The following is a 19,678-nucleotide window of genomic DNA, read 5'->3' on the forward strand; positions in this document are numbered from 1 at the left end:
GTCAGCCCTCCGCGTTGGCGGTGCGGGCGGCCAGCATCGCGGCGGCGACCTTGCGGACGCCCTCGCTCATCGGCTGGCCCTTCGAGTAGTCGCGCAGGTCGCCCATGCGGTAGCGGATCAGCTTCGGTCCGACGCGGACGTACTTCGGGCCACCGCCGTGGCAGCGGTACCACGCCAACGTGGCGCGCTTCAGCCGCAGGAGCGCGGCGGCTTCCTCGGGCTTGACCATCGCCTCGTCGGGAAGCGCGTGCAGTTCGGCCAGCTCTTCGGGGTTGAGCTTCTTGGGTTCGGGGGTAGTCACAAGCGTGCTCCATCTCCAAGTTCCCACGGAGGCGGAATGCCGCCGGGGGACTGGGCCTGCTGTGCGTCGCAGAGATGGGCTGCTCAGTTCGTCACTCTGGGCTGGCCTCGGCTGTTCTTGCCACCGAAAGCACTTCTGATCGCCATAGCCATCGCCGGCGATCCTCGGGCTGGTCTGGTCGGCAGCCGATTAACCACACTGTACCCGGACGGCTCGCGCGCTGATACCAGCACTTCGTCCAAGCTCCCCGGTGAGCCCGTGTCGCCCGATTCGGTCCGGGCTGCTCGGCATCAAGTCGCACGACCTGGGATGTGACACGGACTGCCTGGCGAGCCTGTGCAGTCTTAATCGCTGCGACGCAGCAAGAGCAGACTTTTGACTTCGGACCTCCCGTCCCTGAATATCCATTCAGGAATGCCAACACAGGGGGAAATGGACAATGCCAGCAGACCAAACCACCAAGACGGTCTACTACCTACGCGCCAGACGCGACGACCAGCCTTTTGACCTTCAGTCGATCGCAAAAAAGGCTCGAAGAAAGAAGAGCACCTGCGATGCAACCGAGATCGAGCTCGGCGGCGGAGACGTGGTGCGGATTCAGCACTTCAGCAATTCTAATGGGCGTACGCTGATGCACCTCACGCGATATGTTCCTGGCGTGCAGGCATCAACGCTCCAGCCCAAGGCGACTACCGCCGAAGATGACGAAGGCGCCCAGCCGCCTCCGAGAGGCAAGGAATTCAAGGACGGAGACTGCTTCCTGCTACTGAAAGAACACCATGTCCTTTATTGCGGGCACGGTATCAGCAAGAGCAAAGCGTCGCTGTACTTGTCCCAGCTTTTCAGGGAAGCAGAGCTTCATGATGAGTCCAGCGGCTTCGATCTGGTTCCTGCGAGCAACTTGGACAAGTTGCAACTGATCCAGGATCACGGCGTCAAGTCCATCCAACTGGCCGTGAGCGCCTTCGACCTGAGCTTGCCGAAGGCGCGCCGCACAAGTTGGATAGCAAAGTCTCTCGGTTCTCTCGGCGATGAGCTTGGCGCGCTAGTAAGCAAGGACCAGTCGCTGACCAAACAGAAGGCGCTGGAGGACCTCATCGTGAATGTTGAGGTCAAGCTGGACGGCAACACCCGTGCGATCCAGAGCTCTCAGGACTTTATCGAGGATCTCGCGGAGACGGTACTTGATGACGACACCGAGACACCCGTAAGCGAGTTCACGATCATCACCCAGAAGAACGAACGCATCACTTCCGGGGAAATCCGACTTCAGACGGGCGTGAAGGTGGAAACGAAGGACAATTCCGTCAGTCACACCAGCGTATGGGGTGAGATGGGAATCTACTTTGACCAGATAACGCAGGGGAACCTGCTGGAGCAATGACGTGCGTCCCCTCGAAGTTGACTGGAGCCGAATCGGGCTGTTCGCCGCGATCACCGCCGTTTCGGCGGTGATCGGTTGGTACGGGCAGCCATTCGTCCACGGCAACGACGAAGCCCGCGGCGTCATCGTCAACGTATTCTCGATCCTGGCCGGCTTTCTCATCACAGTGATGACCCTTCTGGGCGAGCCCGGCCTATATCGAGGGCGCACGTGGCGTTCGGACGCCGTCAAGCGGAGCAACGTTTACCAGCGGCTCGTACGCCACAAGTGGCTCTTCATCTCCTACTTGATTGTGCTTGCGTTGGTCTTTCTGACGACCATCGTGGCCAAGCGCGAGCCGGACGGACGACTGGTCACCTGCTTGGAAGCGCTTTATCTCGGCTTCGCTGCCTTCGCATTCATGTACTCACTGATGCTTCCAAGCCGATTGCTCAATCTCCAGCTAGCGCGCTTCGACGAACTCGTGGAATCAAGGCGTAACGGTCAGAAGTCCGAATGATGATTCGGGAGGCGCTACAGGCAAGCGCCAACCCATGCGTCCGCCACATTGTCCCGCCCCTCAAGGATGACGCTCTTTCCACCCGACACGAAGCGCCGGAAGCCTGTGTACCCTCCCAACTCGTTCTTGGCGTTGACCCGACCGCAGGCGACCACGCCGAACTCCTCGGTGTAGTTGGCGCGCACGTCCCGGAACTGCGCGGCGTCCGGGTCCTTCAGCTCGCCCCTCACCGCGCGCTCTGCCGCCACGATCGTCTCGGCACCGAACCACTTCTCCTGCTGCGCCTTCTTCTCCGCGGCCGTCATGGGGCGCTCCGGCTCGGGCTTCGTTGCCTCGGGCTGCTGGGCCTGCTTCTGCGGCCCCTCGGCCACTACTGCGGGCGCGGCGGCGACAGCGGGTTCACTGCGCGGCACCAGCTTCGATCCGACCCAGGCCAGGACCACCAGGACGACCAGAAGAATCCCTATCCGCTTCATTCACTCCCCCTGAGCAATGCCAATAAATAGTCTATTTTGGACTAATCCAATACGGACTCTAGCGTGCGGTGACCAGCCTGTCACCGCGCGATGGCCCAATCGACCCACAATCCCGACTACCAGCTACTGCTGACCGTCCTGAAGGCGGCCCGCAAGCGGGCGGGCGTGTCGCAGGTCGATCTGGCCGAACGGCTGGGAAACACGCAGACCTTCGTGTCGAAGTGCGAGAGAGGCGAGCGGCGCATCGACGCCGTTGAGCTGGTCGAGTTCGCCGAGGCTCTCGGCGTGCCGCCGCTCGGACTGCTGGGCGAATACCTGGAGCAGCGCGCGGCCAAGCTCCAGCCGAAGTCCAGAAAGAGCAGCGCGAAACGGCGCTGACTACGAAGGATGGTGCCGCTTGTCCGAATCGAACGGACGACCTACTGATTACAAATCAGTTGCTCTACCGACTGAGCTAAAGCGGCGATGTCGTACTTCTCTTGCTCAAACCGTGTCCGGCTTGTCCCGCAGTTTACGCGCTGGCGAGCCTAAAGCCTTGCCGCGCCTAGCCTTTCGGCCGGTCACCACAACAACCGCGTCCGAGTTACAAGGCGGTTGCTCTACCAACTGAGCTATGCCGGCACGGGCCGCGGCGCGTGGCGCCGCGGGGAGCGGCATTCTAACCCGCATCCCGCGATGCGTTGCAGTCGCGCGGTTCGGCCCGGGCGGCGGATACCCGTGCGCGCAGCGCTTCGCCGGTGTCGCCGTCGGCGGCCATGACGTCGAGCCAATGGCGCACGATCACGCTGCCCAGCGGCGCCGTCTGCACCTCGAAACCGGCCCCGCGCAACGCACGCGCGCGCGATTCGGCGCCTGGCTCGCTGCCGAACCGGCCGAGCGCGATGCCGTTGGCCTCGTCGCCGTCGGCGATGACGTAGTAGTCGTTGAACCCGGCCCCAACCAGCCGCGCGACCATCGCATTGGCCGCGGCACGGTCGGCCAGCGGCGTCATCCACACCCGCCAGCCGCGCGGCACCTCGCTGACATCGCGCGCCGACGCGCGCACGACCACGCCGGCCAGGCGCGCCTGCGCCGCGTCGCGCACGGCGGCGTCGGCGAATGGGCCGAGTGCGTGGCATTGCGGCGGATCTGCAGGCAGGGGCGCCGGCGTCGCAGGCACGGCAGTCGACGTGGCCTCGTCGGCGCGGACGATCGATCCCGCTTCGGCCGTGCCGGTGTCGCGGGACGCGGCTGCAGGCGCCACTTCTCCCGCCAGTTGCAGGCGCGGGACATCGGCAGGCAGCACGACCGGCGCCACGACCTCGGGCGCCCCGCGCGTCGCCCACCAGGTGATGACGCCGAGGTTGAGGATCAGCAGCAGGACGACAAGGGAGCGGAGCAGCATGGGGCGATTCTAGCGGCCATCGAGCGGCGTTCGGACGATCGCGCAATGCCAGCGCGCGAGTCCGGCCAGCACCAGGTCCGTGCACAGCGTCGCCGCGGGCAGATGCGGCTGCAGCGCAGCCGCGCCGCCGCCGTGCAGCAGCAGGGATGGCGGCGTCCCGAGCAGGCCGGTGGCGGCGGCGAGGCTGCGTTCGATCAGGCCGAGCGCCGCGCCGTCGCAGCCGGAGACCAAGGCATCGGCGGTGTCGACCGCGAACTCGGCGTAATCGCCGCCGTGCCCGGGCAGGTGCGATGCGCGGCGATGCAGGGCCTCGCGCATCAGCGCCGGCGACGGCGCGATGCGTCCGCCGCGATGCAGGCCCGTGGCATCGAGCAGGTCGATCGTCAGCGCGGTGCCGACGCCGCCGAGCAGCACCGGACGGCCCGGCAGCCGCGCGTGCGCGGCCAGCAGGGCCAGGAACCGGTCGACGCCCAGCCGCGACGGTTCCGGATAGGCGATGGTCACGCCTGCCAGCACGCGGCACGTGGTCGCCAGCGTGATGCGCCGGCAACGCGCGGCCAGCAGTTCGAGCAGCGCGACGCGCAGCGCCGGCGATGCGACGCTGGCGACCAGCGCGGTATCGAAGCGTTGCGGCAATCCCGCCAGCCAGGCCGGGTCGAAGCGGCCGCCATCGTGCGCCGCGCCGATGATCTCGCCGGGCGTGCCGTCGTCGCGCAGCGGCGCGAACTTCAGCCGCGTGTTGCCGAGGTCGAACAGCCACGTGCTCATGCGCCGGCGCCCTGCCTGCGCACGCTGATCTCGCCGGCGTGGAAGTGCCGGACGCCCGTGGCCAGGCGCACGCGCAGGGCGCCGTCGTCGGCGATGCCGGCGGCCTCGCCGGCCAGGTCGCCACTGCCGCCGTGCACCGTGACCGGGCGACCGGCCAGCACGTCGACCGCGGCGAACCGCGCCAGGAACGGCGCCAGGCCGTCGCGGTCGAACGTCGCCAGCGCGTGCACCCAGGCCTCGACCAGCGCCGCCGCGAGTGCATTGCGCGACGGTGGCGCGCGCATTGCCGACAGCATCGCCAGATCGCACCACGGCTGGTCGACGCCGGCCGCGGCACCTGCCGGCATCTGCACGTTGATGCCGATGCCCAGCACCGCGCGGGCCGGGCCCGCATGCTCGCCGCCGCCCTCGACCAGCACGCCGCCGAGCTTGCGCAACACGCCGCCATCGTCGACCACCAGATCATTGGGCCACTTCAACCCGACCGCGCCGAAACCAAGCCCGTGCAGCGCCTCGACCGCGGTGATGCCCGCCACCAGGCTCAGCCCGCCGAGCCGCGCCAGCCCGCCGTCGAAGCCGCGCTGCAGCGACAGGTACAGATGCGCGGCCAGCGGCGACTGCCAGATCCGCCCGCGGCGCCCGCGCCCACCGGTCTGGCGCTCGGCCAGCAGCACCTGCGCGGCGACACCGGGCATCGGCCGGCGCAGCAGTTCGGCGTTGGTCGAGTCGAGCGTCCAGGCGACGTCGAGCGCGGCCAGCCGCTGGCGGGTGGCGTCGCCCAGCGCCGCGCGGATCGCGTCGGCGTCGAGCAGCGTCAGCGGTTGCTGCAGCGCATAGCCGGTACCGCGGACGGCGACGATCGGGACGCCGGCCTCCCGCAGCAGGCCGATGCGCTTCCATACCGCCGCCCGGGTCTGCCCGGATTCGCGCGCAAGCACGTCGCCCGGGACCGGGCCGTCGATGAGCCGCTGCAGCAGCGCGCGCTCGGGATTCATGCGCACGGACCGCCGGACGTACCGCGATCGCGGACGGCGGCACACGGCAGGGCATCGCGCGGGCGCGGTGCATCACGCAGGAGCGCAGCGCGCGCGGGAACAGGGGAGACGGGCATCCGGCGATTATCGACGACCGCCGCCGGCCTGTCGCGGTGCGTTCCGGGCCGATGGCCGCCCTGTTATAGTCGCGAGCGGTCCCGCGCCCGCCCGCCGGAGTGTCCCCATGCCGATCCGAATGCCGATGCGACTCGTGTTCTGCAGCCTGCTGTTCGCGGCAGCCCTGCCGGTCGCCGCGCGCGATGTGCGCCTGGCCGATGCCGAAGGCAAGCCGCCGTGCCAGGTCGCCGCCCCGTCGACGACGCCGGCCGGCAACGACGCCGAGGGCCCGGCTGCTGCGCTGGGCACTGCGAAGCCGCGCGTACCGGCTGCTGCCGACAGCGCCAGCGCCGCCCGCCCCCGCTGGCACAGCTTCCTGCCGGGGATGTTCCGCTGAACCCAGCAGGTCCGTGGTGCGTTCGCTGATCCGCCGCCTGTTCGCAGGCACCCCGCCCGCGCCCGATCCCGTGTCGTGGCAGGCGGTGCGCACGCGCCTGCCATGGCTGCGGACGCTCGACGACGGCGCGCCCTCCGATGAGGGCTCCTCCGTCGACGTGCGCCCCGGCAGCCGCGAGGCGGCACTGCAGGCGCTGGCCGCGCGCTTCCTGCAGCACAAGACGATCACCCCGATCGGCGACCTGGTCCTCGACGACAGCGACCGCCTGCTGCTGGCCGCGCTGTGCTGCCTGCCGCTGCTGGAATTCGGCGAGGAAGGCCTGCACGGCTGGTCGCAGCTGATCGTCTACCCCGATGCGTTCCGGGTGAACCGCACCCATGTCGACGCCGCCGGGGTGATGCACGAGTGGGACGACGAACTGATCGGCGAGGCCTGGGAGAGCGGCCCGCTGGTGCTGTCCTGGGCCGACGTGCAGGCCGACATCGCCGAACCCGACGCCGGTTTCTGCGTCGCGGTGCACGAGATGGCGCACAAGCTCGACGCGCTCGACGGACTGCTCGACGGCACCCCGCCGCTGCCGCGCCACTGGCAGCAGGCCTGGGCCCGGGATTTCCAGCGCGCCTACGACGGCTTCGTCGCCGAGGTCGAGGCCGGCCGCGCAACCACGATAGACCCGTACGCGGCCGAGGCGCCGGAGGAGTTCTTCGCGGTCTGCAGCGAGTACCACTTCAGTGCGCCGCAGGTGCTGCAGGCGGCATTTCCGGCCGTCGCCGCGCACCTGGCGAAGTTCTACGGCCGCCCGCCGCTGGCCTGAGGCGCTCAGAACCCCGGCGGCAGCTGCACCTCGAAACGCGCGCCGCCCAGCTCCGTCGACCGGCCCACCTGCAGCTCGCCGCGATAGCTGTGGACGATGTCCTGCACGATCGACAGGCCGATGCCGTGGCCCTGCACGCGCTCGTCGCCGCGCACGCCGCGCTGCAGCACGTCGGCGATGCGGCCTTCGGGAATGCCGGGGCCGTCGTCCTCGACCACCAGCACCAGCCCGGGCCGGCGGTTGGGGGCGCGCTCGCCCTCGGTGACCGTCAGCAGCACCCGCGATTTCGCCCACTTGAATGCATTCTCCAGCAGGTTGCCGAGCAGCTCCTGCAGGTCGCCGGGTTCGCCGTGGAAGCGCGCCGCGGAGTCGATCTCGAACTCGCAGATCGTGCCCTTGGCGGCATAGATCTTCTCCAGCCCGCGCACGATCTGCTCGGCGTGCGGCTCGATCTCGATGGCCGCCGCGAACAGCTGGTGGCCGCTGGAGGCCGCGCGCGCCAGCTGGTAGGTCACCAGGTCGGTCATGCGCTGCAGCTGGGTTTCCACCTCCTCGCGCAGCTCCGCCTCGCCGGTGCCGGCGTCGAGCCGCGAGCGCAGCACCGCCAGCGGCGTCTTGAGGCTGTGCGCGAGGTCGGACATGGTGTTGCGCTGGCGGTTGAGATGCTCGCGCTCGCTGTCGATCAGCGCGTTGATGCTCTCGGTCAGCGGCAGCAGCTCGCGCGGGTGCTGCATGCCCATGCGCTCGGCCTGGCCGCGCTGCACGCGCACCAGCTCGCTCTCCACCCGGCGCAGCGGCCACAGGCTCCAGCGCAGGATCAGCCCCTGCAGCAGCAGCAGGATCAACCCGGCGATGCCGAGGTTGACCCACAGCGCGGCGCGGAACACGCGCACCTGGCGCGGCACGATGCCGGCGTCCTCCATCACGTAGATGGTGTAGGCGAACTCCTCGTCGCTGCGCCCCTCGGGCGACCACAGCAGGCCCAGGCCGTAGCGGTAGACCTCGCCGCGGGTGCCGTCGCTGCGCAGCATCGACAGCGGACCTTCGAACTTCTCCTCGCGCGCGGCCAGCATGCCGGCGTCGGGCAGCTGCGGCCCGGAGGCCGACGGCGAACTCCAGTAGCCGTTGGGCAGGACGACCTCGGCATACAGGCCGCTGCCGGGCCGCAGGAAGCGGTCGTCGGGCGACGACTCGGAGGTGTAGATCTCGCCGCCGCGCAGGAAATCGATGTCGCCCGCGTAGGCGTAGACGTAGTTGCGCAGGCGCTCGCGCTGGCCCTCGCTGGCGACGTCGATGAACGCCCGGTCGAGCGCGTAGCCGGCCAGCGCCAGGAACGCCAGCAGGCCGAGGCTGGCGGCGAGCAACTGGCGCGCCTGCAACGAGCGCGGGCGCCAGTGCAGCTGCCGTCGTGTCTCACCTGCCATCGTTCACGCCCTGCTCCAGCCCTGTCCCGCGCCTGTCGGACAGCCTACACGCGCGCGCCGCCGGCATTGCCCGGCGGTGTGGCACGCGGCCGGGATGCGGAACGGCGCGACGCCGCGTCAGCCTTCGGTGTTGCGCGGGATCGCGAACCGGTAGCCGCGGCCGCGCACGGTCTCGATCGGCTTGAGCGTGCCTTCCGGGTCCAGCTTCTTGCGCAGGCGGCCGATGAACACCTCCAGCACGTTCGAATCGCGGTCGAAATCCTGCTGGTAGATGTGCTCGGTCAGGTCCGCCTTCGAGACCAGTTCGCCGGCATGCATCATCAGGTACTCGAGCACCTTGTACTCGTAGCTGGTGAGGTCGACGTTCTTGCCGTCGACGCTGACCGTCTGCGCGGCCAGGTCCAGCATCACCGTGCCGCATTCGAGCGTGGGCTTGCTCCAGCCGGCGGCGCGGCGCACCAGCGCGTTGATGCGCGCCAGCAGCTCCTCGACGTGGAAAGGCTTGACCAGGTAGTCGTCGGCGCCCTGCTTGAGGCCGTCGACCTTGTCCTGCCAGCTCGAACGGGCGGTCAGGATCAGCACCGGGAACTGCTTGCCTTCCTCGCGCAGGGCCTTGATCAGCTCCATGCCCGACATCTTCGGCAGGCCGAGGTCGATGATGCCCACGTCGAACGGCACTTCGCGGCCCATGTACAGGCCTTCCTCGCCGTCCTGTGCGGCATCGACGGCGAAGCCTTCGCGCTTCAGCCGGGCCGCGAGGGTCTCACGCAGGGGAGCTTCGTCTTCGACGAGCAGGATACGCATGGGTCAACTCCGGTCGAGACGGCCGGATCGGCCGTGAATGGGGCGAGAATGCAGGATCAATCGTCATCGCCGCGTGCACGCACCGGGCGTCCGCGCTGCTGCGGATCGTCGACGTAGACGCGCACCCGGCCGCTGTCGTCGAGCACCTTGATCCGGTTGAGGTCGCGTCCGTCGGAGTGCATGCGCTCGGCGCTGAGTACCCGGCCCCGGGTCGTGCGTTCGATGCGGCGCACCGATTCGGACATGGAATCCTGGGCCCGGCTGCGGCGCTGCGGCGGCGTCCCGACGTCACCGCGCCGGTCCTGCTCGACGCGCGGCCGCGGCGGATCGTCGAAGGCCCGCGCCGGCACTGCGACGCTGCCCGCAACGACGGCGGGCAGCAGGATCAACAGCAGACGGGGCACCGCAACGGACACGCTGGCCGCTCCTCGACAGGGGACAGGGATGAAACTGGAACAACGTCCCGGATTCTTGGAGCAGGGCGGTGAATCCGTCCTTAACTTTTTCTTCGCATTGCCAAACCTGTTCAGGTTCAAGGGCTTGGGCCCGGCCTTCGGACCGGAGGCGACAGGAAACCGGGCGCCATCGCGAGTGCGGTGCGGAGCCCGGGCGGCCGAAGCCGGCGGGCGATCCTTGCGCGGCCCCTCAGTAGATCTCCGCGACGCAGCAGCGCAGCGAGCCGCCCGCGGCCTCGACCGCCGCCAGCGGCACGGTCTCGACCACGAACCCGGCCGCCTCCAGCCCCGCGCGGACCGGGGCCGGCAGCGCCGCCCCCGCCGCCGCGCTCATCCACACGCTGGCCGGCGACAGGGCAATGGCGTTGGCCACGAAGGCGGCCTTCGCGGCCGCGTCCAGCCGGAAGCCGGCGGCGCCATAGAAGCCGGCGATGGCGTCGCCGACGGTCGGGTCGGCAAAGCCCTGCGGGCACACCAGCGCCGCGCGCCCGGCCAGCACCGCCAGCACCACGTTGCCGTGGTACTCGCCCGGTGCCAGGTCGAACAACAGCGTCGCGCGCAGCCCGAACGCCTCGTGCATCAGCCGCGCACCGGCCTCGTCGCAGCGCTCCGACAGGCCGCAGAACCCCAGGCCGCGGGCGCGGTCGATGACCAGCGAGCCCGTCAGCTCGCACGGATGCGGCTGGGTCGACAGGTCGATCTCGCGGTGCCGCAGTACATCGCGCAGGAAGCCGCGGATATCGGCCCGCGACGCCTCGGCCTGGCGGACCGGATGGCGCATGCGGCCGATGATCGCGCGCCCGTCCACGGTCGCGAACACGTTGTTGGGAAACACCGCGTCGGGCGTCGCCGGATCGCCGGCGAAGCACACGGTCGGCAGCACGGTCGACATCCGGCGCTGCAGTGCCCGGTGCTCGCGCATCGCCAGATCGGGATCGAAGGCGGCGGCGGCGGCCATGTAGCGGTTGTCGCGCGCCGATTCCTCGGCACGGCCGAACCCCTCGGGCGACACCAGGAACGCGGCCCGCGCGGTCGGCGGGCCGAAATCGGCGGGACAGGCCAGCGCCGCGGCGAAGAACGCGTCGGCGTCGCGGGTGATCATGCCGCCGCGCGGGCCCGCGGCGCGGTCGCGGCCAGCGCACGTTCCACCAGCGTCCAGTCGGCGCCCGGGCGGTGCGCACCTTCGCTGAGGACCTGGCGGAACTGCCGCCCGCCCGGCTGCCCGTGGAACAGCCCCAGCACGTGCCGGGTGATGTGCTTGAGCGCGACCCCGGCCTGCAGTTGCGCCTCGACATAGGGACGCAGCGCGCGCAGCAGCTCGGCCCGCGGGCGCGGCTGCAGGCCGGCCAGCGCCGCATCGGTCCGGTGCAGCAGATACGGATCGTGATAGGCGGCGCGGCCCAGCATCACCCCGTCGACCGACCCGAGCTGCGCAAGCGCGTCCTCCAGCGTCGCGATCCCGCCATTGAGCACCACCGGCAGCGTGGGGCGCTCGCGCTTGAGCCGGTGCGCCCAGTCGTAGCGCAGCGGCGGGACCTCGCGGTTCTCCTTCGGCGACAGGCCCTGCAGCCACGCGTTGCGCGCGTGCACCACGACCATCGACGCGCCGGCGGCGACGACACCGTCGACGAACGCGGCGAAGGCCGCATAGTCGTCATCGTCGTCGACCCCGAGCCGGCACTTGACCGTGACCGGCACGGCGCTGGCCGCCGCCATCGCCGCCACGCAGTCGGCCACCAGCCCCGGCTCGCGCATCAGGCAGGCGCCGAAGCACCCGGCCTGCACCCGGTCCGACGGGCAGCCGCAGTTGAGGTTGATCTCGTCGAACCCGTGCGCTGCGGCAATGCGCGCCGCCTCGGCCAGCAGCCGCGGCTCGCTGCCGCCGAGCTGCAGCGCCAGCGGCGCCTGCTCCGGCGTCATCGCCAGCAGCCGCGCGCGGTCGCCGTGGATGACCGCGTTGGCATGCACCATCTCGGTGTACAGCCGCGCACCCGGCGCGAGCAGCCGGTGGAACTGCCGGCAGTGGACGTCGGTCCAGTCCATCATGGGAGCGACGGACAGACGCAGTGAGGCGCCATAGCGCGATTTCCCGCGCGATTCCAGGGCGTTGTCCAGATCGTCGTGCTGTTCGGTCACGCGCATGAACGGTCGATTTCGCTGGTTTCGGAATGCCGTCAGATTACACCGCGCGGATTCGGGTCCCCCGTCGGGATGGCGCATTGCGTCGTGCGTCCAGACGGAAGTCGCCGGGCCGCGCCCTGCGGAGCGGTCAGTCTTTCGCGGCGCCGGGCGCGCGGAAGGTCACGTTGCCCTCGGCGTCGAGCACTTCGATGCGGGCATCGCCGGCGGCGTCGGCCACCAGGCGGATGCGGTCGCGGCCCTGCGGATCGGCCAACACGATCTCGGCGTCCTCGTTCCGGTTGTGGATGCCGATGCGGCGCTCGACGACGCGGCTGGCTTCGATCACGTCCAGCCCGGCCGGCGGCCGTGAATTGATGAGGAAACCGGCCATGGCGTCGCTGCCGTCGGCGCTCACCCGGGTGACCATGCCCATCGCGTCGTAGTTGGGGTAGTCGAAGGCCAGCGCGCTGATTTTGCCCATCTCGGCATCGGTGATCGCGATCCCGCCCAGCTCGTCGCCCTTGGCGTCGTAGAACACCAGCCCCGCAGGCTGCACCGCGCGCGGATACTCGCGGCCGTCGAGTTTCGGCAGCGGGAAGCGCTCGGCGTTGGCGATCACCACGCGGGTCACGCCGGTCGGGTCGACGATGTTGATCCGCTCCACGTCGAGCACCGACTGCGAAGAAGGGGACCGCACGGCGACGAGGCCGAGCGCGAGCAGCGCGACCGTCAGGACCAGCGCGTAGGCCTTGAGCAGGCGCATGTCGCGTTGCAGGCGTTCGAGGCTCGCGCCGGTGCTTGCATTCATCGGGAATCCCTCGATCCGGAACCGCCGACGCTGGGCGTGCGCAGACGCCGGCGCATCGTATCACCGCAAACAATGCGCACCGGCCCCGATATCGTGACAACGGTCGGATATGGCGACACCGGCGGCCGCAGGGATCAGCGCGCACCGGGCCACGCACGGCTGCCCGGTGCGCGCGGGCGGCCGCCAGCGCGGATCAGGCGGCCGCAGGCAGCGCCCGGCCGACCTGCTTTTCCTCTTCCGTCGCATCGCGAACGTCGACCACCTGCACCGCGAAATTCAGGGTGCGGCCGGCCAGCGGATGGTTGCCGTCGATCCTGACCTGGGCATCGTCGACCTCCACCACCGTCACCAGCAGCGGGCCGTTGCCGGTCTGGGCCTGGAACTGCATGCCCGGCTCGACCTTGTCGACGCCCTGGAACGCCTCGCGCGGCACGGACTGGATCAAACCTTCGTTGCACACGCCGTAGCCTTCTTCCGGCTTGACCACGACCTGCAGCGCGTCGCCGGCCTGCTTGCCGTCGAGCGCCTTCTCCAGGCCCGGCACGATGTTGCCGGCGCCATGGAAATAGCGCAGCGGCTGCGATTCGGGCGATTTGTCGATGACCTTGCCGGCGTCGTCGGTCAGGGTGTAGTGGAAGCTGGCAACACGTGCAGCGGCGATCTCCATGGGGATCTCCTTGGTATGGAATGAAGGGAGGGGGGTGACACGGACAGGCACCGGTAGACCCACGGTGCGAAGCGATACATCGCGGACCACGATACCGGCTGGGCGATCGGGCCGCAAACCGGAGGGCCGGCATCGGTAACGCAGGTTCAGCCGCGCCAGCCGCGCCGGCGCAGCCGGCCAGAGTGCACCACCTGGGCCACGAGCGACCGTGCACGCTCAGAGGTTGAGAGTAGATCGAACGCCGTAGCGAGCGCGTCGCCGGGCGTCCGCGGCAAGGCGCGCTGGGCGTTCGGCGGCGGTCGCAGTAGGCGTTCGATCTACTCTCAGCCTCTCAGTCGCGGAAGGCCTCGGCCATGGCCGAGGGGTCGCGCCGCGGCGTCTCGGTCGACACCGGCTGCACCTGCAGTTCCGCCTGTCCCAGCGGCAGCCCGGCGGCATCCCGCTGGCTGCCGTCGACCACTTCCACGCCCTGCGCGTCGGCCTGGCTGACGATGCGCACGACCTCGCTCGAGCCGTCCGGCCAGACCACGCGGAAGGTGCTGCCCGGCGGCAGCGACACGAGCGGCGTCGCGCTCTGCGCCCGGTACAGCGCGGCAACCTGCGCCGCACCCAGTTGCCGCTGCTCGGGCGCCGCTTCGGTCGTGGTCTCCGCCACCGTCGACAGCTCGCGGTAGTTGTCGCCGATCGCGTCGATCATCACGCCGGCCACTGCCGCCGAGTAACCGACGAACAATGCGGACCACAGCCAGAAACGCAGCCTGCTCTTGATTGCGGGTTTCTTCTTCATCGCGACACCATCCCGACCTGTTCGTCTGTTTCTTTGTTCACCAGTACATCGACCATCGTTTCGATCTCCTCCGCGTCCTCGCGCGGCAATGCCGCATCGCGCACGAACGTTTCGAAGTCCTGTCGCCCGTTCCGCGCACAGATGCCGCCGTTGGCGCAGTAATGGGTCATCAGCGCGCTGTCCGGACCGCATGGCTGGCCGAGCCGGCATCCGGCGATGTTCCAGGCCACCTCCGCGCGCTGGGTCCCCGCCACGCGTCCCTCGAGCGCGATGTCGCCGCTGGCGGCCACGCCCATCGCCGGCGCCAGTGCGACGAACGCCTCCGGATCGCGCGAGGCCTGCACCCGTTCGACGAGATCGGCGCGGTAGGCGTCGTCGTCGGCCAGCGGCGCGCCCATTGCCAGCAGTGCGGCCTCGGCGGCGAGGCTGCCGGCCAGTGCCGCGTCCTCGCGCGCCTCGACCAGTTGCACGAAGCTGGGCGCGTCGGTGGGCACGAACCGCGCGCAGCGCCGGCCGACGCGGTCGCGCGCGTCGCGCAGCGCGGCGCCGGCCTGCAGGCCGAGGCTGTCGATGAGTTCGCTGTCGCGCGCATAGCCGACCGGCGAGCGCGCCACCGGCGCGCAGTATTCGTGGATCCGGCTGACCAGCCAGCGCGCCTCGGCGTCGCCGGCGCGCGCCGCGGTCTGCAGCGACTGCAGCAACGCGAACAGGTCCGGCGACCGTTCGAAGGCCGCGCGCATCTGCGCGGGCGTCGCGGCGGTCGCGGACGCTATGCGGTGGCCGTGCCATGCGGATTGCCCGGATCCTGCCGCAGGCGCCAGCGCGATGCGCGGCAACGCAGGGGTTTCCACGCCATCCGCGGCGGCATCGGACGCAGCCGGCGCTGGCCGGTCCGCGGCAGGAACGACGTACATCGAAACGAGCGCCGCAATGACGGCGCAGATGACGATCGCGATGGACAGCTTGCCCGTCATGACGTGGGAGATGGGACTCCGGCGCGGTGCTGGGTGCGAACGGCGATTGTAGCCGACCGCCGGCGCCGGCCATGCCCGGGCATCGCTGCCGTGCGCGCGGCGCATCGATTCCGTCACGGTTTGCACGCAGAACCGGTCGCACGCCGTCGCCATCCGCATGCGCGTCTCATGCGCCGGCGCGACCCGCAGGCACGCCGGGCTTTACCTGCGCGGCCTGCGGCACGAAGATGCCCGCCCCCGCCCACGAGCCCCCGCCATGCCCTATCTCGAACTGCGTCTGCAATGCACCGAAGCCGACCAGCCGCGCTATGCGCATGCGCTGGAGGATGTCGGCGCACTCGCGGTGACGATGCTCGACGCGGATGCCGACACCAGCGACGAGCAGGCGATCCTCGAGCCCGGCGTCGGCGAGACGCCGCTGTGGCAATCGGTGGTGCTGACCGCGCTGTTCGACGACGGGGCCGATGCGCTGGCGCTGCTGGCCGCGCTGGACGCGTTCGACGCCGGGCTCGACTGGTCGCGCGCCAGCTTCCGCAAGGTCGAGGACCAGGACTGGGAGCGGGCATGGATGGACCAGTACGTGCCGCTGCAGTTCGGCCGGCGCACCTGGATCGTGCCGTGGGATGCCCCGCTGCCGGAGGGCGCCGATGCGCCGGAAGCCGCGGTCGTGCGCCTGGATCCCGGCCTCGCGTTCGGTTCCGGCACGCATCCGACGACCTCGCTGTGCCTGCAGTGGCTTGACGCGCTGGCCGATGCCGGCACGCTGGCCGGCGCGACCGTGCTCGACTACGGCTGCGGCAGCGGCATCCTCGCGCTGGCGGCGCTGAAGCTGGGCGCGGCGCGCGCGGTCGGCGTCGACAACGATCCGCAGGCGCTGCTGGCCTCGACCGACAACGCCCAGCGCAACGGGCTCGGCGACGCGCTCGCGGTGTTCCTGCCCGCGGACGCGCCGCAGGACACGTATCCGGTGGTCGTCGCCAACATCCTCGCCTCCGCGCTCGACGCGCTGGCCGAGACCCTGGCCGGACGCGTGGCGGTGGGCGGACGCATCGCGCTGTCGGGCATCCTCGACGGTCAGGAGGAGGAACTGCTGCGCCGCTACCGGCCGTGGTTCGACCAGCTGGCGGTGACGCGCGAAGGCGACTGGGTCCGCATCGACGGGGTGCGCCGGGCGGTCTGAGCCTGGCGCCGCAGTTCGCGCGCGGCGTGATTCAATAGCGCGATGTTCATCAACTGCAAGCACTGCCGCGCGCTGGTGGCGACCGATCCGGTCAGCGACCTGCCACCGCTGCGGTGCCCGCGTTGCCACGGCGTGCTGCGCGTGGAAGCGCCCGCGGCCGTGGCGGCGCCGTCGGTCGCCACGCTGCTGCGGCCCGCGCCGGCGCCGCAACCGCTGGCGGCCGACGCACAGGCGGCCGACACACCGGTTCCCGCCCCGCCCGCACCGGCCGCCCTGCAGGAACCTGCACCAACGGCCACGCCCGCGCCGCCGACGGCGCAGGCATCCGAAACGCCGGAAGCCGCACAGGCGACAGCCGATGCAGCAGCCGCGCCGGCACCGGCCGCCGACATCGACATCGATCCGACCGGCGAGGCGCAACCGCAGCCTGCCGCCGCGCCGCAGGCCCGGGCTGCGCCGGTCCCGGCGCCGGTTCCCGCATCCGTCGCGCACGACCCGACCGTCGAACGCCTTCCGGTCACCCGCTCGCCGGACGCAGCGCCGCCGGCCGCTCGCGCATCGCCGACCTTCGTCCGTGCCGGCGGCACGCGCGCGCCGCAGATCGACGCCCGCCAGCGCCGCTGGCTGCTCGCGGCGATCGCGGCCCTGTCGCTGCTGCTGGTCCTGCTGATCCTGCTGGTCGACCGCGCGCGGCTGGCGCGCGATCCCGGCTGGCGCCCGCTGCTGGTCTCGGTCTGCACGGTGCTGCGCTGCGGGTTGCCGCCGTGGCGCGAGCCGGCGGCACTGACCCTGCTGGCACGCGACGTCCGCCCCGACCCCGATGCGCCCGACCACCTGCTGGTGCACGCGACGTTCCGCAACGACGCGCGCTGGGCGCAGGCCTGGCCGCGGATGCTGCTGACCCTGTCCGACGTCGACGGACGCGCGATCGGCATGCGCGCGTTCGAACCGGCCGAATACCTCGCCACGCCACCGGGCGACGGTGTCATCGAAGCCGGCGCCAGCGCCACGATCGCGCTGTCGATCGTCGAACCGGAAGTGCCGGCGGTCTCGTTCGCGTTCGACTTCCGCTGACCGCTCGCATGGCCGGCCTCCGTCGCCCGGCCCGGGCATGACACGTCGCCCGGCGAGGCGATAGACTGGCTCTTCGCCCCGTCCCGGACCTCTGCGCCACCGCGCGGACCGCCGTCGACGCCGTCATCCGGAGCCACCTTGAACACCGCCGATCGATCCGACGCCACCGCCCGCACGGCCCCGCGCACGCCGCTGCGCGAACATGTCGCCGCATCGATCCAGCGCTACCTCGGCGATCTCAACGGCAACGACACCGACAACCTCTACGAAGTCGCGCTGCGCGAACTCGAGATCCCGCTGTTCGCCGAGGTGCTGAATTTCTGCGACGGCAACCAGAGCCGCGCCGCGGCGATGCTCGGCATCCACCGCGCCACGCTGCGCAAGAAGCTGCGCGACTACGGTCTGGTCTGAGAGGCGCGGGAAGAGGCGACCACCGCCTGCGGCCACCGCGGGCATCGCCGCCCGGCGCTTATAATCGGCAGCCCGCTTCGCTGCCCACGCACCCCCATGACCTCCCAAGCTTTTTCCGGCGCACCCGTGAAGATCGGCCGTGCCCTGCTGTCCGTGTCCGACAAGACCGGCCTGATCGAACTGGCCACCGCGCTGGCCGCGCGCGACATCGAGCTGCTGTCGACCGGCGGCACCGCGAAGGCGCTGCGCGAGGCCGGCCTGCCGGTGCGCGATGTCGGCGCGCTCACCGGCTTCCCGGAGATTATGGACGGCCGGGTCAAGACCCTGCACCCGAAGGTCCATGGCGGCCTGCTCGGGCGCCGCGGCACCGACGATGCGGTGATGGCCGAGCACGGCATCGTGCCGATCGACCTGCTGGTGCTGAACCTGTATCCGTTCGAACGCGTGGCCTACGCGCCCGACGCGAAGTTCGACGACATCGTCGAGAACATCGACATCGGCGGGCCGGCGATGCTGCGCGCGGCGGCGAAGAACTTCGCCCACGTCGCGGTGGCGACCGATCCGGCGCAGTACGCGGCGCTCGTCGACGAACTCGACGCCAACGCCGGCGCGCTGACCGCCCGGACCCGCTTCGCGCTGTCCGTCGCCGCGTTCAACCGCGTCGCCCAGTACGACGCACGCATCAGCGACGTGCTGTCGTCGATCGCCGAACCCTCCGACGCCGGCGCCGCCCACCGCGCCACGTTCCCGGCGCAGAGCAACGGCAGTTTCATCAAGGTCGCCGACCTGCGCTATGGCGAGAATCCGCACCAGCAGGCCGCGTTCTACCGCGACCTGCATCCGGCACCGGGCACGCTGGCCACGTTCACCCAGCTGCAGGGCAAGGCGCTGTCCTACAACAACATCGCCGACGCCGATGCGGCGTGGGAGTGCGTGCGCCAGTTCGACGCGCCGGCCTGCGTCATCGTCAAGCACGCCAATCCCTGCGGCGTCGCGGTCGGCGTGGCCTGCGGCGATGCCTACGAGCTGGCCTACGCGACCGATCCGACCAGCGCCTTCGGCGGCATCATCGCCTTCAACCGCAGGCTCGACGGTGCGACCGCGCGCGCGATCCTCGACCGCCAGTTCGTCGAGGTGCTGATCGCACCCGACTACGACGACGAGGCGCTGGCCTACGCAACCAAGAAGGCCAACGTGCGCGTGCTGCGCATCCCTGACGGCAACGGCCGCAACGGCATCGACGTCAAGCGCGTCGGCTCGGGCCTGCTGATGCAGACCGCCGACAACCGCGACGTCGGCGCGGGCGAGCTGAAGGTCGTCACGCAGCGCGCGCCGAGCGAGGCGCAACAGCGCGACCTGCTGTTCGCCTGGCGCGTGGCCAAGTTCGTCAAGTCCAATGCGATCGTCTACGCGAAGGACAACCGCACGATCGGCGTCGGCGCCGGGCAGATGAGCCGGGTGTATTCGGCGCGCATCGCCGGCATCAAGGCGGCCGACGCGCACCTGTCCGTGCCCGGCTCGGTGATGGCGTCGGATGCGTTCTTCCCGTTCCGCGACGGCATCGATGCCGCGGCCGAAGCCGGCATCGCCGCGGTGATCCAGCCCGGCGGCTCGATGCGCGACGCCGAGGTCATCGCCGCGGCCGACGAGCACGGCATCGCGATGGTGTTCACCGGCGTGCGACATTTCCGCCACTAGAGTCGCAGCATCGAGGCCGTGGAGGCCGTCATGTGCCGTACTCCTGCTGCACCACCGGCTGCGCCCGCAACAGCGCTGGCCATGACCATCGCCGCCAGCCTGATGCTGGCGGCCTGCAACGCGCCGGCCGATCCGCCGGCCGCCGCGGCGCTGGCCGCGAC

The 19,678-nt window shown here is 70.4% G+C and carries 23 protein-coding genes and 1 tRNA gene; 9 read left to right on the forward strand and 15 right to left on the reverse strand.

The genetic code is table 11. From position 1 onward, the window contains the following. Position 1: 1 nt before the first annotated feature. Positions 2 to 301, reverse strand: coding sequence for a helix-turn-helix transcriptional regulator (locus tag LDO26_RS14035; protein ID WP_232131724.1), 300 nt, complete (start codon positions 299 to 301; stop codon positions 2 to 4). A 439-nt stretch (positions 302 to 740) separates the two neighbouring features. On the opposite strand from LDO26_RS14035, the gene LDO26_RS14040 reads away from it, so the two are divergent. Both LDO26_RS14040 and LDO26_RS14045 read left to right on the forward strand, forming a co-directional pair. Continuing rightward, complete coding sequence (locus tag LDO26_RS14040; protein WP_232131725.1) at positions 741 to 1,685, forward strand: hypothetical protein; 945 nt, start codon at positions 741 to 743, stop codon at positions 1,683 to 1,685. Position 1,686: 1 nt separating this feature from the next. Continuing rightward, positions 1,687 to 2,184 (forward strand): hypothetical protein, encoded by a 498-nt coding sequence (locus tag LDO26_RS14045; RefSeq protein WP_232131726.1) that lies wholly within the window; start codon positions 1,687 to 1,689, stop codon positions 2,182 to 2,184. A gap of 14 nt (positions 2,185 to 2,198) precedes the next feature. Here the strand turns inward: LDO26_RS14045 and LDO26_RS14050 are convergent, their stop codons facing one another. After that, positions 2,199 to 2,660 carry a hypothetical protein gene (locus LDO26_RS14050; RefSeq protein ID WP_232131727.1) on the reverse strand — a complete coding sequence of 154 codons (462 nt, stop codon included), beginning with the start codon at positions 2,658 to 2,660 and terminating at the stop codon, positions 2,199 to 2,201. A gap of 90 nt (positions 2,661 to 2,750) precedes the next feature. On the opposite strand from LDO26_RS14050, the gene LDO26_RS14055 reads away from it, so the two are divergent. Beyond that, the gene (locus LDO26_RS14055; RefSeq protein ID WP_232131728.1) at positions 2,751 to 3,038 is read left to right on the forward strand and encodes a helix-turn-helix domain-containing protein; all 288 of its coding nucleotides are present in this window, start codon (positions 2,751 to 2,753) and stop codon (positions 3,036 to 3,038) included. A 10-nt stretch (positions 3,039 to 3,048) separates the two neighbouring features. On the opposite strand, the gene LDO26_RS14060 is transcribed toward LDO26_RS14055, so the two are convergent. From LDO26_RS14060 to LDO26_RS14075, 4 genes are all read right to left on the reverse strand, one after another. Then, positions 3,049 to 3,124 (reverse strand) — tRNA-Thr (locus tag LDO26_RS14060). A 194-nt stretch (positions 3,125 to 3,318) separates the two neighbouring features. Then, positions 3,319 to 4,044 carry a hypothetical protein gene (locus LDO26_RS14065; RefSeq protein WP_232131729.1) on the reverse strand — a complete coding sequence of 242 codons (726 nt, stop codon included), beginning with the start codon at positions 4,042 to 4,044 and terminating at the stop codon, positions 3,319 to 3,321. A gap of 9 nt (positions 4,045 to 4,053) precedes the next feature. Next, on the reverse strand, positions 4,054 to 4,812 hold the full coding sequence (locus LDO26_RS14070; protein WP_232131730.1) for a type III pantothenate kinase: 759 nt from the start codon (positions 4,810 to 4,812) through the stop codon (positions 4,054 to 4,056). After that, positions 4,809 to 5,807: a biotin--[acetyl-CoA-carboxylase] ligase gene (locus LDO26_RS14075; RefSeq protein WP_435594094.1), complete on the reverse strand. Its 999-nt coding sequence runs from the start codon at positions 5,805 to 5,807 to the stop codon at positions 4,809 to 4,811. Before LDO26_RS14075 ends, LDO26_RS14070 begins: the two co-directional genes overlap by 4 nt. A 223-nt stretch (positions 5,808 to 6,030) precedes the next feature. Here LDO26_RS14075 and LDO26_RS14080 point away from each other — a divergent pair, with 223 nt between their 5' ends. Both LDO26_RS14080 and LDO26_RS14085 read left to right on the forward strand, forming a co-directional pair. Beyond that, the gene (locus LDO26_RS14080) at positions 6,031 to 6,300 is read left to right on the forward strand and encodes a hypothetical protein (RefSeq protein ID WP_232131731.1); all 270 of its coding nucleotides are present in this window, start codon (positions 6,031 to 6,033) and stop codon (positions 6,298 to 6,300) included. Positions 6,301 to 6,316: 16 nt separating this feature from the next. Further along, positions 6,317 to 7,114 carry a M90 family metallopeptidase gene (locus tag LDO26_RS14085; RefSeq protein ID WP_232131732.1) on the forward strand — a complete coding sequence of 266 codons (798 nt, stop codon included), beginning with the start codon at positions 6,317 to 6,319 and terminating at the stop codon, positions 7,112 to 7,114. Positions 7,115 to 7,119: 5 nt separating this feature from the next. Here the strand turns inward: LDO26_RS14085 and LDO26_RS14090 are convergent, their stop codons facing one another. From LDO26_RS14090 to LDO26_RS14130, 9 genes are all read right to left on the reverse strand, one after another. Then, a complete protein-coding gene (locus LDO26_RS14090) occupies positions 7,120 to 8,538 on the reverse strand; it encodes an ATP-binding protein (protein ID WP_232131733.1) in 1,419 nt (472 codons plus the stop codon). Between the two features lie 117 nt (positions 8,539 to 8,655). Next, a complete protein-coding gene (locus tag LDO26_RS14095; RefSeq protein WP_232131734.1) occupies positions 8,656 to 9,342 on the reverse strand; it encodes a response regulator transcription factor in 687 nt (228 codons plus the stop codon). 56 nt (positions 9,343 to 9,398) lie between these two features. After that, a complete protein-coding gene (locus LDO26_RS14100; protein ID WP_232131735.1) occupies positions 9,399 to 9,758 on the reverse strand; it encodes a PepSY domain-containing protein in 360 nt (119 codons plus the stop codon). 229 nt (positions 9,759 to 9,987) lie between these two features. Beyond that, positions 9,988 to 10,899 carry an arginine deiminase-related protein gene (locus LDO26_RS14105; RefSeq protein WP_232131736.1) on the reverse strand — a complete coding sequence of 304 codons (912 nt, stop codon included), beginning with the start codon at positions 10,897 to 10,899 and terminating at the stop codon, positions 9,988 to 9,990. After that, complete coding sequence (gene dusA, locus LDO26_RS14110; RefSeq protein ID WP_232131777.1) at positions 10,896 to 11,843, reverse strand: tRNA dihydrouridine(20/20a) synthase DusA; 948 nt, start codon at positions 11,841 to 11,843, stop codon at positions 10,896 to 10,898. The genes LDO26_RS14105 and dusA overlap by 4 nt, the downstream gene beginning before the upstream one ends. A gap of 223 nt (positions 11,844 to 12,066) precedes the next feature. Beyond that, positions 12,067 to 12,726: a hypothetical protein gene (locus tag LDO26_RS14115; protein WP_232131737.1), complete on the reverse strand. Its 660-nt coding sequence runs from the start codon at positions 12,724 to 12,726 to the stop codon at positions 12,067 to 12,069. 193 nt (positions 12,727 to 12,919) lie between these two features. Beyond that, positions 12,920 to 13,393, reverse strand: coding sequence for an FKBP-type peptidyl-prolyl cis-trans isomerase (locus LDO26_RS14120; RefSeq protein ID WP_232131738.1), 474 nt, complete (start codon positions 13,391 to 13,393; stop codon positions 12,920 to 12,922). A gap of 331 nt (positions 13,394 to 13,724) precedes the next feature. Beyond that, entirely contained in the window at positions 13,725 to 14,180 is a 456-nt protein-coding gene (locus LDO26_RS14125) for a hypothetical protein (RefSeq protein WP_232131739.1), read from the reverse strand. Continuing rightward, the gene (locus LDO26_RS14130) at positions 14,177 to 15,154 is read right to left on the reverse strand and encodes a hypothetical protein (protein WP_232131740.1); all 978 of its coding nucleotides are present in this window, start codon (positions 15,152 to 15,154) and stop codon (positions 14,177 to 14,179) included. The genes LDO26_RS14125 and LDO26_RS14130 overlap by 4 nt, the downstream gene beginning before the upstream one ends. Before the next feature lie 256 nt (positions 15,155 to 15,410). Here LDO26_RS14130 and prmA point away from each other — a divergent pair, with 256 nt between their 5' ends. The 4 genes from prmA to purH all read left to right on the forward strand — a co-directional run bounded on the left by prmA (position 15,411) and on the right by purH (position 19,517). Continuing rightward, positions 15,411 to 16,334 carry a 50S ribosomal protein L11 methyltransferase gene (gene prmA, locus LDO26_RS14135; protein WP_232131741.1) on the forward strand — a complete coding sequence of 308 codons (924 nt, stop codon included), beginning with the start codon at positions 15,411 to 15,413 and terminating at the stop codon, positions 16,332 to 16,334. Positions 16,335 to 16,376: 42 nt separating this feature from the next. Continuing rightward, positions 16,377 to 17,408 carry a DUF3426 domain-containing protein gene (locus tag LDO26_RS14140; protein WP_232131742.1) on the forward strand — a complete coding sequence of 344 codons (1,032 nt, stop codon included), beginning with the start codon at positions 16,377 to 16,379 and terminating at the stop codon, positions 17,406 to 17,408. A gap of 138 nt (positions 17,409 to 17,546) precedes the next feature. Further along, on the forward strand, positions 17,547 to 17,819 hold the full coding sequence (gene fis / locus LDO26_RS14145; protein WP_232131743.1) for a DNA-binding transcriptional regulator Fis: 273 nt from the start codon (positions 17,547 to 17,549) through the stop codon (positions 17,817 to 17,819). Positions 17,820 to 17,951: 132 nt separating this feature from the next. Then, positions 17,952 to 19,517 (forward strand): bifunctional phosphoribosylaminoimidazolecarboxamide formyltransferase/IMP cyclohydrolase, encoded by a 1,566-nt coding sequence (purH, locus tag LDO26_RS14150; protein WP_435594098.1) that lies wholly within the window; start codon positions 17,952 to 17,954, stop codon positions 19,515 to 19,517. The last annotated feature ends 161 nt before the right edge of the window (positions 19,518 to 19,678 follow it).

The sequence above is a fragment of the Proluteimonas luteida genome (genome assembly GCF_021191695.1).
In the GTDB taxonomy this organism is placed as follows: domain Bacteria; phylum Pseudomonadota; class Gammaproteobacteria; order Xanthomonadales; family Xanthomonadaceae; genus Luteimonas; species Luteimonas luteida.